This is a genomic window from Clostridium sp. NSJ-145 (assembly GCF_021044725.1).
GTDB lineage: Bacteria > Bacillota > Clostridia > Clostridiales > Clostridiaceae > Clostridium > Clostridium disporicum_B.
The window spans coordinates 1-13,981 of record NZ_JAJNOS010000027.1 but is presented as its reverse complement, the minus strand read 5'-3'; the positions used below and the strand labels follow the sequence as shown (position 1 = coordinate 13,981).

Sequence of the window (13,981 nt, the reverse complement as noted above, 5' to 3'; positions counted from 1 at the left end):
AATGCAAATCCTATTTGTTGCATAGGAATCACATTTTTTGTGAAGTTTTTCATATTATTACTATGCGCAAAAAAGGAAGTTCAAATTCGAACTTCCTTTTCTTTATCGGCAAATATCAATTTTTTTTTGATACAGCCCCTTTTTGTATGAATTATTAAGAGTTTATTTTATATTTGCTAAGAATAGTATAGCACAAAGGTTAAAAAATTGTAAAAAAACAATAAAATAGTGCAAAATATATCGAATTATGCTATAATAATGCTGAAAATATTAGACAACATGAGGAGAAGCGAAATGAAAAAATTATTTGCATTACTTTCAGTATTAGTATTAAGTATGTCAATGTTAATTGGGTGTGGTTCAAGTGAAGCATCTAATGACGAATTAGTTGTATACTTTGTACCATCAAGAAATCCTGAAGAAATCCAAACTGCTACAGCACCTTTATCAGAAATGTTAAAGACAGAACTAGCTGGATTAGGATATGAATTTAATAATGTTAAAATTGTAGTTGGGACAAGCTTTGAGGCTGTTGGAGAAGCTTTATCATCAGGAACAGCTCAAGTTGGATTTATCCCAGGTGGAACTTATGTATTATATGATGATGGTGTAGATGTTGCGTTAACAGCAACTAGATTTGGTTTAAGCCATGATTCAGAGAACGCTGCAGATTGGAATACATCTCCAACAGAAAATACAGATGAGCAAGTAACTTATTATAGAGCACTAGTAATTGCTGGACCAAGTGAAAAAGGTCAAGAATTAGCTGCTAAAATTAACAATGGTGAAGAGTTAACTTTAGAAGACATTCAAAGTGCTACATGGGGAGTTTCATCAAATACAACTTCACCAGCAGGATACATATATCCAAGCTTATGGCTACAAGATAACTTTGGTATATCAATAACTGATTTACAAAGTAAGGTAGCATTAGATAATTACACTACAGCATTCACTCAATTAGCAAGCGGACAAATTGACGTAATGGTAACATACGCAGATGCTCGTTTAGATAATGTTGAAAAATGGACTTCTGATTTTGGAAGAACAGCTTCAATTTGGGAAGAAACAAACATAATAGGTGTAACTGATGGAATATATAACGATACTATATCAGTAACTAAAGATGCTTCAATGACTCCTGAATTAAAGGAAGCTATACAACAAGCTTTCATTAATATAGGTAATACAGAAGAAGGTCAAGAAATTATTTCTATTTATAGTCATAAAGGTTATGAAATAGCTGATGATGCTAATTATGATGGAGAAAGAGCTGCACAAGAATTAATTAAATCTATGCAGCAATAATTAATAAAAATGAGTTCATGCGAGCATGAACTCATTTTGTGTATAAAGAGCAAACAAGAAAAATATTCATTAATATCATAAAAATGGGAAAGAGGGAAACTAGTGATTAAGTTCGATAAGGTAAATAAAGTTTATCCAAATGGATTACATGCATTAAAAAATATATCGCTTGAAATAAATCAAGGTGAATTTGTGGCAATAATAGGTTTATCAGGAGCTGGTAAGTCAACATTATTAAGAACAATTAATAGAATGCATGACATTAGCGAAGGATCATTAACTGTAAATGGACAAGAAGTAAATGATTTAAAAGGAAAAGAATTAAGAAAATTTAGACGTAAGGTTGGAATGGTTTTCCAATCGTTTAACTTAGTAACTAGAACTACAGTAATAAATAACGTATTAACTTCAAGAGTGCCAGATATGCCATTATGGAAATCTATTATAGGATTATACTCTAAGGAGGATAAGGTTATAGCATTAGAAGCTTTAGACAAAGTTGGTATACTAGATAAATCTTATGTTAGAGCCGATCAACTTTCTGGGGGACAGCAACAAAGAGTAGCTTTAGCTAGAACATTAGCACAAAAACCTGAAATAATTCTTGCAGATGAACCAGTTGCAGCTCTAGACCCTATAACTGCAACACAAGTTATGGATGATTTTAAAAAGATTAATAAAGAATTAAATATGTCAGTATTAATTAATATCCATCATGTAGATTTAGCATTAAAATATGCAGACAGAGTTATTGGAATAAAAGCAGGGGAAATAGTATATGATGGACCAGCGAAAGATGTTGATAGTGAAATCTTAAAACAAATATACGGCCGTGAGTTAGCTGAAGATGAAGTAATGGGGGCTTAAAAGCATGTTAGAAAAGATAAAAAGTATATTTAAGCCTAAAAAAATAGTTTTAAATAATGGGAAAGAAATGCAACCTCCAACACCAATAGCACCTTTTGTGATAATTGGACTAGTAATAGCTTTAATTATTGCAGGTGATGTAACTGGATTTAAGTTTGAAACTATAGTTAAGAGGGGAAATGAATTTTTTGTAATCTTAAAAGATATGTTCCCACCAGATTTTAGTTATATAAAGTCAGTTATTCCTCATTTAGTGGAAACTGTTAAAATTTCTGTTTTAGGATCGATGATTGGTAGTTTTATAGCAATCCCATTTGCGATGATGTGTTCTGTAAACATTAATAAATCTAAGATAGTTTTAAATTTAGTCAGAGTTATAATGAGTATTACAAGAACATTACCAACATTAATTATTGCTTTAATATCAACTTATATATTTGGTTTAGGTACTTTTGCTGGTACTGTAGCTATATCAATTTTTACATTTGGTATTGTTACTAAAATGTTATATGAAAAAATAGAAACTGTTGATATGGGACCTTTTGAAGCTATGGAAGCAGTGGGAGCAACAAGAGTTAAAGCTTTTGTTGGTTCAATAATGCCTCAAATAATGCCATCATACTTATCAATTTGCCTTTATAGTTTAGAAATAAACGTTAGAGCAGCTGCAATACTTGGATATGTAGGTGCTGGTGGTATTGGTCTTATTTTAAATGAAAAGATTGGATGGAGAGAATATGATAAGGTAGGGATGATCCTTGTTATGTTATTCATTACAGTTGTAATTATAGAAAATGGAAGTAAATACATAAGAGAAAGGTTAGGGTAATATGGAGTTAACAGTTAAAAAACAATTAGAAAAACAACCAAATATGTGGATACACAAAGCCCTAACTGTATTATTTGTTGTACTTGTAATAGTATGGGCTTCTAAGGGAATAGCCTTCAGTGGAATAAAGGGAAATGGTATTGAAATTGCTAAAAATGTAGTTTCAGGTATATTACACCCTGATATGGAGATGTTATTTGATTTTAAGGCAGGGGTTCCAGCTTTATTATTAGAAACTGTTTGTATAGCGCTAATTGGTACATTAATAGGAACAATATTAGCAATACCATTAGCTTTTATATCAGCTAGTAATTTAATGCCTAAGTGGATAAGTAAAATAGGATTATTTACTATAGCAGCACTTAGAACATTCCCAGCATTTGTTTATGGATTAATGTTTATTCGTGTAACTGGGCCTGGTGCATTTGCAGGTGTTCTTACAGTATCAGTTATATCTATTGGAATGATATCTAAGCTATTTATTGAATCAATTGAAGATTTAGATATAAAAATTTTAGAATCTTTAGATGCTGCAGGATGTAATACTTTTGAGAAAATCAGATATGGTATACTTCCACAATTATTCACTGATTTCATATCTACAGCTATATATAGATTTGAAATAAATATAAAAGATGCCTCTGTATTAGGATTAGTTGGAGCTGGAGGTATAGGTGCACCATTAATATTTGCAATGAATGCATTTAACTGGGATGAAGTTGGAGCTATTCTTTGTGGATTAGTAATTTTAGTATTAGTAGTAGAGATGCTTTCAACTAAGATAAGAACTAAGCTTACTAGAGGGTAAGTAAGTTAAAAATTAAAGATAAAGAGTTAAAAATTAGTATGAAATAATAAATTTAATATTTGTTATTTCTACAATTTTTAACTCTTTTTACTTTTAACTAAATAATAGTTTTTAAGTACGTAGATTTATCTACCTTTACGTTTGAATTACTTTTGAAGTAGTTAATAATTACTTCAGGCATTTCAACTAAGATTTCTTTAAGTACAGTACAGTTCTGATAGAAATCATATCCACCAGCACCACTTGCTCTATAGTTATTCATAACTAAGCTAAGTACTTGTCCATCTGATAATTCTTGTCCTTTATATTTAATAGAAGTAACTCTATTATTTATTTCTTTATTTAAATCAAAAGTATACTCAATATTTGCAAAGTAATCATAGTTATAATGCTCAACTTTTGGCTTAAGGAAGCTTTCTGATATTGTTACACAACCATTATTATTATCAAAATAACTAGCAGATCTCTCTAATGCTGATTTTAGAATATCTCTATTTACTTCAAGAATAACTAATGTATTTGGGTAAGGATAAGTTGACATAATATCTCTTACGGTAACATTTTTATCAAACCCTTTTATCACATTTGCAAAAGATGTACATGATATATCTGCATTACTAGTTTCAAGTTGAATTTGATTTATAAAGTTAGCTAAGGCACATCCGTTTAAAGCCATATGTAAATGATCCGTAGGTTGTAGTTCTGTATCTAAGAAACCTACAGGTGTATCTAGCCATTCTTGAACTTTATTTTCTAAAGATAAGAATTTTTCGTACATATCTTTATTTGGATTAAGAGTTACAGCTTCTAATGATGATGTGATTTTAGTTATATTATTATCATCTATAGTAAGATTTAACTTTAAGAATTTACTTCCATTATGAGGAGTTTGAGCTATATGAGTACCATGAAGATTCATATTAGCTATAGACATATGTTGATGTCCAGTAAGAAGTATATCAAAATCAAACTCAGCACAAATTTTGTAAGCAATGTTTTCTTTTGTATTACTTAATTTTTTATGAGAGTCTAAATCATTTTCAAAGCCACCATGATAAACACCTATAGTTAAATCACACTGTTTTTTCACAACATCAAAATATTCTTTTACTGAGTCAAAAGTATCTGTAATATTTATGCCTTTTATATTTTCAGGACGCTCCCATCTATTTATAAAGTCAGTAGTAAATCCAATTATACCTACTTTTAATCCATTTTCCATAGTTTTAATTTTATATGGAAGTATAGGTAGGTTTCCTGTTTCATCTACTACATTGGCACAAAGACATGTAGCATTTAAATTGCTTAAGTAGTTTTTTAAGTAATCTAAACCATAATTAAAATCGTGGTTACCTAAAGTTATAAAGTCATATCCACCTTCATTCATAATAGAAGCTATTGGATGTACTTCAAATTCCGTGTTACTTAAATAATTTGTAAATGGTGATCCTTGTATAGTATCTCCACCATCAATTATTAGAGTGTTCCCATCTTTATCGAACTGATTAATAATATTTAATAATCCAATGTTTTTTTCAGATTTTTCAATGTAATCTGTTGGATAAATATAACCGTGAAGGTCAGATGTAAAATAAATTTTTAATTCTTTTATCATAAGTACCTCTTTTAAAGTAAATTTATAATTTATAAGCATATAAATTATATCATATCTTTAATGATTAGTGGGTAAAGAAAAGGATTAATAAAATATAAGAATAGGTATTAATAATAGGATATATATGACGTAATAATAGAGACTTTAGATAATTCTTATAAGGAAGAATGTATTTATATTGATGATAATAATATAGATATAATAATAGCAACATGTGCATAAGATATATTTGCTCAAGTACAGGCTACAGAATTTTTGATTAGTAGTATTAGAAAATATATAAAAAATAGACTTTATTAAAAAAACATAATATAATTTTATTGTAGATAAATATTAATATTTTCTATATTTAATAAATTAAGGATATTAATTAGTGAGAGGTGGAAGTTATGGAGAGAAAATGGTGGCATAGTTCAGTGGTATATCAAATATATCCAAGAAGCTTTAATGATAGCAATGGTGATGGGATAGGAGATATAAATGGAATAATAGAAAAGCTAGATTATCTTAAGGAGTTAGGCATAGATGTAATATGGCTTAGTCCAGTATATAAATCTCCAAATGATGATAATGGATATGATATAAGTGATTATTGTGATATCATGGATGAGTTTGGAACTATGGAAGATATGGACAGGCTTTTAAATGAAGCTAAGGAAAGAAATATTAAGATTGTGATGGACCTAGTTGTTAATCATACATCTGATGAACATAAATGGTTTATAGAAGCTAAAAAATCTAAAGATAATGAATATAGAGATTATTATATTTGGAGAGATCCTGTTAATGGTAAAGAACCAAATGATTTAGGCTCAACTTTCAGTGGTAGTGCATGGCAATATGATGAAGAGTCAGGGCAATATTACTTACATTTATTTAGTAAAAAGCAACCTGATTTAAATTGGGAAAATGAAAAGGTTAGAAAAGAAGTTTATGATATGATGAATTTCTGGATTGATAAAGGTATCGGTGGATTTAGAATGGACGTTATTGACCTTATCGGTAAGGTTCCTGATGATATGATTACCGGTAACGGTCCCAAGCTTCATGAATACTTACAAGAGATGAATAAGGCAGCTTTAGAGGGAAATGATTTATTAACTGTTGGAGAGACTTGGGGAGCAACTCCAGAAGTAGCTAAGCTTTATTCAAACCCTGAAAGAAAAGAATTAAGTATGGTATTCCAATTTGAACATATAGGATTAGATCAAATTGAAGGTAAGGATAAATGGGATGTTAAACCTTTAGATTTATTAGAACTTAAAAGGGTATTATCTAAGTGGCAAACAGAACTTGAAGGTGAAGGATGGAATAGTTTATTCTGGAATAACCATGACCTTCCAAGAATAGTTTCAAGATGGGGAAATGATAAAGAGTATAGAGTAGAAAGTGCTAAGATGCTTGCAACTCTTCTTCATGGAATGAAAGGAACACCATATATTTATCAAGGTGAAGAGATTGGAATGACAAATATAAGACTTGAAAATATTGATGAATATAATGATATAGAAACATTAAATATGTATAAGGATAGAATTTCAAAGGGATATAGTCACGAAGAAATAATGAATTCTATATACATTAAAGGAAGAGATAATGCTAGAACTCCAATGCAATGGGATGATTCAGAAAATGCAGGATTTACAACAGGAAAACCATGGCTTGCAGTTAATAAAAATTATAAAGAAATAAATGTGAAAAAAGCATTAGAAGATAAAAATTCAATATTCTATCATTATAAAAAACTGATAGAAATAAGAAAGAATAATGATACTATTATCTATGGAGATTATAAATTAGTATGTCCAGAAGATAAAAATATTTTTGCTTATATAAGAGAGTTAAATGGAGATAAAATATTAGTAGTTTGTAATTTCTATTGCGATACAGTTAATTTTAAACTTAATGATGATTTTAATTTTGCAGAAATTTTATTAAGTAACTATGATGATTCTAGTACACTTCTTGAAAATTTAACTTTAAGACCATATGAAGCTATAATGTATAGATTAAAATAATAATAAAGCTCTATTAGACTAAGTTGTTTAATGGAGCTTTATTATTTTTAACAATCATTGTAATATTGGAAATAATTAAATATAGATTATTACATTGCATGATTAGAAATTTATGATTAAAATATAGAGAAGCAATTAATATAGATAAGATATTGGATTATTTAAAATAAAATATATTTGGAGTTTATTATGAAGAATAAATTAAGTAATAACTTTCTTTTTAAAGGAGTAAGTGATGAGGAGATAGAAAGTATTTTCTCGTATATAAAATACTCAGAAACTAGCTATAATAAGGGACAAATATTATTTCAAGAGGGAGATATTTGTGAAAATATTGGAATAATAGAAGAAGGGCTAATTCAGTTAGAAAGAATTTATTCAAGTGGAAAAAGTATAGTTTTAGCTAAATTATCAGAAGGAGATGTTTTTGGGGAAGCACTTGTTATATCGAGCAAATCTTTATATCCAGCTACAGTTATTGCAAAAAGTGATTGTAAGATTATTTTTATAAATAGAAAAGAAATATTAAAATTATGTTCTAAAAGTGAAAAAATTTTAGAAAATTTTATTACTCTTTTAAGCGATAAAGTAATTATGTTAAATAAAAAGGTAAAAAGCACTTCATTAAAGTCTATTAACCATAAAGTGGTTGATTATATTTTAGAAAAGAGTAGTATAGCAAATTCTAATATTATTATGTTGAATGAAAGTAAGGAAGATATAGCTGCTTATTTAGGTATACCTAGACCTTCACTATCTAGAGAGTTGATAAACTTAAGGGATGAAGCTATTATTGATTTTGATAGAAAAAGTATAACTATTTTAAATTATAACAAGTTAGAAGAAAAGTTGTTTGATTAAAAGTTTGTAGTTAACTAATCAAAAGATAAGAGGTAAATATGAGAGAAGATAATATAACTTTAAATAAAAGAAAAAAAGTAAGAATAGATATATGTACAATAAGAGATTTTAAAGAAGCTTCTCTAAAAGAAGGTTATAGACTTAAGGAAATAGAAGATAATAACTTAAAAAAAGAAATTATAGAGGTATTTAATGTAGATGAAAAAGTAGCTGATAAATTACATAGTTTTATTAAAGATGAAGAACATACCTTTAGAGCTGATAACATAAATAGTTTTATTGATTATATTGAGAAAATAGTATTATTTGAAGATAATCATAAAAAATTATGTAGACAAATAAAAGGAATAAAGAGATTGCATATAGATAGGGAAGAATATGAAAGGGAGCCATCTATTCAAGATGATGTAGATGAAATTATAAATATTATTGAAACTTTAAAACCTAAAATATCTAGTGTTATTGATAAGAGTGGAATAGATAAAATATATAACATCGAAAAAGAACTAAGTAAATATTATGTTTATGCTAAAGATATTGAGTTATTAAAAAGAATGATATCAAATAAAAATGATAAAATATTTGAAAATTATAATGTACAAAAAAGAGTTAAAACATTATCCATAGATATTCCAAAAGAACTTAATAAAGATTATATTAAAGCAACAAAAGGAACAGTAGAATATCATCAACATTTAAATAATAATATACCTAGAATGGAAAGGCTAATAAAAAATTTAAATAAATATATGAAATCCCATGAAAGTGAAATAAAATCTTTTAAGATAGACCAAAGTGAAGCACTTCAAGATACTATAAATATTGCTATAGCTTCATTTAATGGCAAAGAGTTTAAGGCTATAAGTGGTAAAAATAATATAAGGGGTTATTGTAATGCACCTTATTTAGGAAAAGCTGCTTTTGAAGCTTGTAAGGTTAATAAATTAGGTAAACTAGGAGTAGGATATAAAAGAGTTAATGATAGTGAAAAAAAGATATTTGAAGAAATACATAAGCAAATTTCAGGTGGAGAATTAAAGGATAATGGTGAACTTATATTGTATAGTAAATGGGAACCGTGTCCAAGCTGTTACTATGTAATTAGTCAGTTTTGTGAAATGCATCCTAATATAAATGTAAAAGTTAAATATCACAAGAAATATGGTGAGTAAGTATATACCTGTGGCATAAAGATATTAAAATATCTGCTACAGGTATATTTATTTTGCAATTTTAGCTGAACTTGTTTATATCAAGTATAATTAAGTTTTAATGGTTTAAATATGAAATAATAAAAAATGTAAAAGGAATATATTTACAATTAAGTCTATCAGTGATAGAGTAAACCATATAAGGTCTATTATCGATAGACTAAGGAGGGGAATGGGATGAAAGAGTATAAGTTAGCAGAAGGAGAAATGAAGTTTACAGAGATTATATGGGATAATGAGCCTATAAAATCCGGTGATCTTGTAGCTTTATGTGAAGAGAAATTTAATTGGAAAAAATCCACTACATATACTGTACTTAAAAAACTATGTTTAAGAGGGATATTAGAAAATAATAATTCAATAGTTACTTCACTTGTATCAAAAGATGAATATTTTAAATATAAAAGTGAGGAATTTGTTGAGGATACATTTGGTGGATCTTTACCTAAGTTTTTAGCTGCATTTATGGGAAATAAAAAGTTAAGTAAGAAACAAGCTGATGAATTAAAAGAGTTGATTGATAAATATGAGGAGGAATAATTATGGATAAATTGTTCTTAACAGTTCTAAAAATGAGTATAACCTCTTCCTATGTAATCTTATTTGTATGGCTTTCGTTTATATTAATGTCAAAGGATATGGAAATGTCATGTGATGAGACGGTAGTAAAAGAATTGGGAAGTAAAATAAAACAAGAGTATTCTATGTCTCTATTATTATTTGCAACTGACAAGAATAAAGTAGGTATAGCCCCTATAGCATTTGGAGAAGGTGAGGTTAAGAGCAGAGTGAAAAATGTTCTTAACTATAAGAAACCAAGCTTTTGGGTAGTTTTAGTATCGGTAATAGCATTAATTACTGTAGCTATAGGGCTTATGTTTAATCCAATAAATAATGAGGAAAGTAATAAATATTTAGAAGATAATAATTTAAAAGGAATATCTTTATTAGAGAGAGGATATGATGAACCTGATAAGGTGATTCATTTAACAAATTAAATAAATAGTAGCAATATTAGATGGTATTAGTCAAAAAGGGGAGAATATTATGAATGGTGTTACATATGAAAAGGTTAATTTAAACCCTAATATACCGGCTATGTTAGGATATTGGGGAAAGGAAAATATTGATGCGAAAAGTGCTTTTTATATAGGGCCCCATTGGCATAGGAGTATAGAGATTACATTTTTAACAGAAGGGCAAGTAGAAGGGGTTATTAACGGTAGAAGTATTAAAGTTAATTGTGGAGATTTTATTTTTGTAAATAGCGGAGATGTACATGAGATAGAAAAAAAGCAAGGAAAATTATGTGGTGGAATCATTTTAGTTTTATCTTATGACTTTATAAAAAGCGTATATCCTAATATTGATAATATTAGATTTGATATTTATAAGAAAAGTAATAGTAAAAAAAGATTAGTAGATATTTTTTTGACTATTAAAGATATATATTTGAATCCAAAGGAATTAGATTATATTAAGATTAATTCATATCTTTATGAAATATTATATATTTTATTATCTGATTTTACAGTTGAAGATGATAATTCTAACTTAGAAAATTATTTTAAATATAGAGATAAACAAAAGGAAATTTTAATGTATATAGGTGAAAATTACAGAGAAGAATTATCGTTAGATAAAATTTCTAAACAATTCTATATGAGTAGTGAGTATTTTTCAAGGAAATTTCATGAGTGGTTTGGAGTTACATATAAAATGTATTTAGCCAATTATAGGCTTTCAAAAGCTTATGAAGATTTAATTAATAGCGATGATAATATTCAGGATATAGCACTTACACATGGCTTTTTAAATGTAAAATCATTTATAAATATATTTAAAGAAAAATACAATATGACTCCATCAAAATATCGTCAATTAATAAATTGTCAAGAAACAGCTGAAAAGTGGACAAGAAATTACAACAATAAATTAATTAAAAATGATAATATCTAATTAATAAATTAAACGCACAGATTTGAATATAAGCAAAATGTGCGTTTAAATTTTATTAGTTATGTAAAGGTTTTATTAAAATCAGTAATGGGTAAGGAGAGGAAAAATGAGTAGAAAATATTCACAAGATTTATTAAATAAGATAGTTGAAAGGCAAGAATTGGTAAATATAAAAGGAGTAGAAGTTTTAGTTAAGAATTTACCAGATAGTGATGAAAAAGGTGCTATGGATCCACGTCTTTATAAAGATATGAAAAAGCAAATGACAATAATGAGATTTATGCCTAAAAGCATGACAAAGATGGATACATCAGCAAAAGGGATTGAAAAGTTAAGAAAGATGTTTGGAGAAATTAAGAGTATTCCAATAGTTGAAAAAAAGATAGATATTATAAATAAAACTGTTAAAGCTGATGATGGATATGAGGTACCAGTACGTATTTATAAGTCTGAGACTATTAAAGAAAATGCACCTATTTTATATTATATTCATGGAGGAGGATTCTTTGGAGGATCACCAGATGTTGTTGAAGAGCTTGTAAAGCTAATAGTTGAGAAAACAGACATATTGGCTTTTTCAGTAGATTACAGATTAGCTCCAGAAAATCCATATCCAATAGGACATACTGACTGTTACTCTGTACTAAAATGGATTTATGAAAATGCAGAAGAATTTGGCGGAGATAAAAATAATATATTTGTAGCAGGAGATAGTGCTGGAGGAAATCTGACTCAATACTGTACAACAAGAGATATGGAAGATAACTTAGGAATGGTAAAAGGTCAGCTATTACTTTATCCTACAGTAAATATGGCAGGTATTGAAGATGAGTATTTTAAATGGAGTATGGATGAATATGAAATGGCTCCAAAGCACAGAGCAGGACTTGAAATGATGTTAGGTATGTTTGGGGGTATGACTGGAGGATTAGAAGATATATTGGGTACAAATGATGTTAAGAATGAATATTTGACTCCATATATAAGAGAAGCAAAGGGGCTACCACCTACCTTTATTACTGTTGGAGAACATGATTATTTAAAGGTTGAATGTTTAGCTTATGCAGCAAAGCTTACTAAAGCTGGAGTTGATACAACAACTGTATTATACAAAGGTTTTGGACATGCTTATGGAGATAATATAGGGGTATATCCACAAAGTGAAGATTGTGCTATAGAAATGGGGAAATTTATTTTAAAGTATTCAAAATAAATATATGAGGGTATGAATGTATGAGAAAAACTTATAAATATACGTTATTAGTTATTAGTGTTTTATTAGTAATATTTGCTTTTACTGATTTACAGATTTCAAATGCAATCTATAATTCTAATAGTAGTTTTGGGATGATATTTGAAGCTATTGGAGAATTCCCAGCTGCAGTTATAGCAACATTTTGCACAGTTAGTTTAATGTTAACTAGAAATAAAGAAAAGTCAGTAAAATATAATTTAAGAACAGGTGGATATATTATATTATTGCTCCTATTTGCACTGATGGCAGCTATGCTACCAGTAAAATATTTTAATGGACCTACAGTGCTTATTCCTATAATTGCTACTTTATATATAGTTATTTCTTATATAATTGCTAAAAAGTATTCCTCTACTAATAGAGAGGAATTACGTAACGCAGCAATTGTAGGCGTATTGACTTTTGTATTTGTTGTTATAACTTTTAATTTAGTTAAAATGGGATGGGGAAGAGAACGATATAGGCATATGATTGCAACAGGCTCTTTTGAAGGTTTCTCTCTTTGGTTTATTCCACAGAAGTTAACAACAGATAATGAATTTATGTCATTTCCATCAGGACATAGTGCAAATGCAGCTATTATGATTTGGATTACATTAATTCCAACATTTATTACATCTTTAAGAGAAAAGAAAAATTGGTTTATAGGTTTTTCTTTATTATGGATATTAGTAGTTCCAATAAGTAGAATAATGGTAGGAGCTCATTTTGCATCAGATGTTACAATGGGAGTAACAATAACTTTAATAATATTTGCTATTTTGGAAAGCAGATATATTAAAAAAGAGGATATAAAATGTGAGGAAAACATTGGTAGGGTAAATACTTGATATAAATAAAACATTAGAAGATAGTGATTGTATTATAGATGAATAGAAAGAACTATATAAAAACTACTTATTATATAAGGAGATTTAAATATAGTTCTTTATTTATTCTTAAAATTAAAGTGAATAAGCTTACATAAAAAGCTTATTCAATATTAAAATAGTTAAAAATGGAACTTGATAACAGAATCATATTATATATTAATATAATAATACTATGAATTTATTTGAAAATTATCACTATAATATTGACGAAAAAAGGAAGTTTTTGCTAAAATATTGGTGTTAAAAATATTGATTTAATGAATCTGTTAAGTTGATATGAAAAAATAGCTTGATTTTTCATAGAATTCCTCGCTCTTTGAAAATTATATAAGTTTGAATATTTTATTGTATGGCAAACAAAGCCTGCAATAAATTGAT

At 27.9% G+C, this 13,981-nt stretch carries 13 protein-coding genes; 12 read left to right on the top strand and 1 reads right to left on the bottom strand.

Features of this window, described 5'->3' with window-relative positions:
- Positions 1 to 294 precede the first annotated feature (294 nt).
- The 4 genes from LQE93_RS16125 to phnE (LQE93_RS16110) all read left to right on the top strand — a co-directional run bounded on the left by LQE93_RS16125 (position 295) and on the right by phnE (LQE93_RS16110) (position 3,812).
- On the top strand, positions 295 to 1,308 hold the full coding sequence (locus tag LQE93_RS16125) for a phosphate/phosphite/phosphonate ABC transporter substrate-binding protein (protein WP_231074491.1): 1,014 nt from the start codon (positions 295 to 297) through the stop codon (positions 1,306 to 1,308).
- 102 nt (positions 1,309 to 1,410) lie between these two features.
- Entirely contained in the window at positions 1,411 to 2,175 is a 765-nt protein-coding gene (phnC, locus tag LQE93_RS16120; RefSeq protein WP_231074489.1) for a phosphonate ABC transporter ATP-binding protein, read from the top strand.
- Positions 2,176 to 2,179: 4 nt separating this feature from the next.
- Positions 2,180 to 3,004, top strand: a complete 825-nt coding sequence (phnE, locus tag LQE93_RS16115; protein ID WP_231074487.1) for a phosphonate ABC transporter, permease protein PhnE — start codon at positions 2,180 to 2,182, stop codon at positions 3,002 to 3,004.
- Position 3,005: 1 nt separating this feature from the next.
- Complete coding sequence (gene phnE, locus LQE93_RS16110) at positions 3,006 to 3,812, top strand: phosphonate ABC transporter, permease protein PhnE (protein ID WP_231074486.1); 807 nt, start codon at positions 3,006 to 3,008, stop codon at positions 3,810 to 3,812.
- A 97-nt stretch (positions 3,813 to 3,909) separates the two neighbouring features.
- Here the strand turns inward: phnE (LQE93_RS16110) and LQE93_RS16105 are convergent, their stop codons facing one another.
- The gene (locus LQE93_RS16105; RefSeq protein ID WP_231074484.1) at positions 3,910 to 5,427 is read right to left on the bottom strand and encodes a bifunctional metallophosphatase/5'-nucleotidase; all 1,518 of its coding nucleotides are present in this window, start codon (positions 5,425 to 5,427) and stop codon (positions 3,910 to 3,912) included.
- Between the two features lie 389 nt (positions 5,428 to 5,816).
- On the opposite strand from LQE93_RS16105, the gene LQE93_RS16100 reads away from it, so the two are divergent.
- The 8 genes from LQE93_RS16100 to LQE93_RS16065 all read left to right on the top strand — a co-directional run bounded on the left by LQE93_RS16100 (position 5,817) and on the right by LQE93_RS16065 (position 13,561).
- Entirely contained in the window at positions 5,817 to 7,445 is a 1,629-nt protein-coding gene (locus tag LQE93_RS16100) for a glycoside hydrolase family 13 protein (RefSeq protein ID WP_231074483.1), read from the top strand.
- 189 nt (positions 7,446 to 7,634) lie between these two features.
- The gene (locus tag LQE93_RS16095) at positions 7,635 to 8,306 is read left to right on the top strand and encodes a Crp/Fnr family transcriptional regulator (RefSeq protein ID WP_055263872.1); all 672 of its coding nucleotides are present in this window, start codon (positions 7,635 to 7,637) and stop codon (positions 8,304 to 8,306) included.
- A 38-nt stretch (positions 8,307 to 8,344) separates the two neighbouring features.
- Positions 8,345 to 9,478 carry a deaminase domain-containing protein gene (locus LQE93_RS16090; protein WP_055263870.1) on the top strand — a complete coding sequence of 378 codons (1,134 nt, stop codon included), beginning with the start codon at positions 8,345 to 8,347 and terminating at the stop codon, positions 9,476 to 9,478.
- Between the two features lie 216 nt (positions 9,479 to 9,694).
- Positions 9,695 to 10,057, top strand: coding sequence for a BlaI/MecI/CopY family transcriptional regulator (locus tag LQE93_RS16085; RefSeq protein ID WP_186838768.1), 363 nt, complete (start codon positions 9,695 to 9,697; stop codon positions 10,055 to 10,057).
- Between the two features lie 2 nt (positions 10,058 to 10,059).
- Positions 10,060 to 10,515, top strand: coding sequence for a M56 family metallopeptidase (locus tag LQE93_RS16080; RefSeq protein ID WP_231074481.1), 456 nt, complete (start codon positions 10,060 to 10,062; stop codon positions 10,513 to 10,515).
- A gap of 49 nt (positions 10,516 to 10,564) precedes the next feature.
- Positions 10,565 to 11,476, top strand: coding sequence for an AraC family transcriptional regulator (locus tag LQE93_RS16075; RefSeq protein ID WP_231074480.1), 912 nt, complete (start codon positions 10,565 to 10,567; stop codon positions 11,474 to 11,476).
- 106 nt (positions 11,477 to 11,582) lie between these two features.
- On the top strand, positions 11,583 to 12,689 hold the full coding sequence (locus LQE93_RS16070) for an alpha/beta hydrolase (protein ID WP_231074478.1): 1,107 nt from the start codon (positions 11,583 to 11,585) through the stop codon (positions 12,687 to 12,689).
- Between the two features lie 20 nt (positions 12,690 to 12,709).
- Complete coding sequence (locus LQE93_RS16065; protein ID WP_231074476.1) at positions 12,710 to 13,561, top strand: phosphatase PAP2 family protein; 852 nt, start codon at positions 12,710 to 12,712, stop codon at positions 13,559 to 13,561.
- The last annotated feature ends 420 nt before the right edge of the window (positions 13,562 to 13,981 follow it).

Coding starts and splice junctions, on each gene's coding strand:
- LQE93_RS16125 (WP_231074491.1), top strand. CDS start 295: ATGAAAAAATTATTTGCATTACTTTCAGTATTAGTATTAAGTATGTCA.
- phnE (WP_231074487.1), top strand. CDS start 2,180: ATGTTAGAAAAGATAAAAAGTATATTTAAGCCTAAAAAAATAGTTTTA.
- phnE (WP_231074486.1), top strand. CDS start 3,006: ATGGAGTTAACAGTTAAAAAACAATTAGAAAAACAACCAAATATGTGG.
- LQE93_RS16105 (WP_231074484.1), bottom strand. CDS start 5,427: ATGATAAAAGAATTAAAAATTTATTTTACATCTGACCTTCACGGTTAT.
- LQE93_RS16100 (WP_231074483.1), top strand. CDS start 5,817: ATGGAGAGAAAATGGTGGCATAGTTCAGTGGTATATCAAATATATCCA.
- LQE93_RS16095 (WP_055263872.1), top strand. CDS start 7,635: ATGAAGAATAAATTAAGTAATAACTTTCTTTTTAAAGGAGTAAGTGAT.
- LQE93_RS16090 (WP_055263870.1), top strand. CDS start 8,345: ATGAGAGAAGATAATATAACTTTAAATAAAAGAAAAAAAGTAAGAATA.
- LQE93_RS16085 (WP_186838768.1), top strand. CDS start 9,695: ATGAAAGAGTATAAGTTAGCAGAAGGAGAAATGAAGTTTACAGAGATT.
- LQE93_RS16080 (WP_231074481.1), top strand. CDS start 10,060: ATGGATAAATTGTTCTTAACAGTTCTAAAAATGAGTATAACCTCTTCC.
- LQE93_RS16075 (WP_231074480.1), top strand. CDS start 10,565: ATGAATGGTGTTACATATGAAAAGGTTAATTTAAACCCTAATATACCG.
- LQE93_RS16070 (WP_231074478.1), top strand. CDS start 11,583: ATGAGTAGAAAATATTCACAAGATTTATTAAATAAGATAGTTGAAAGG.
- LQE93_RS16065 (WP_231074476.1), top strand. CDS start 12,710: ATGAGAAAAACTTATAAATATACGTTATTAGTTATTAGTGTTTTATTA.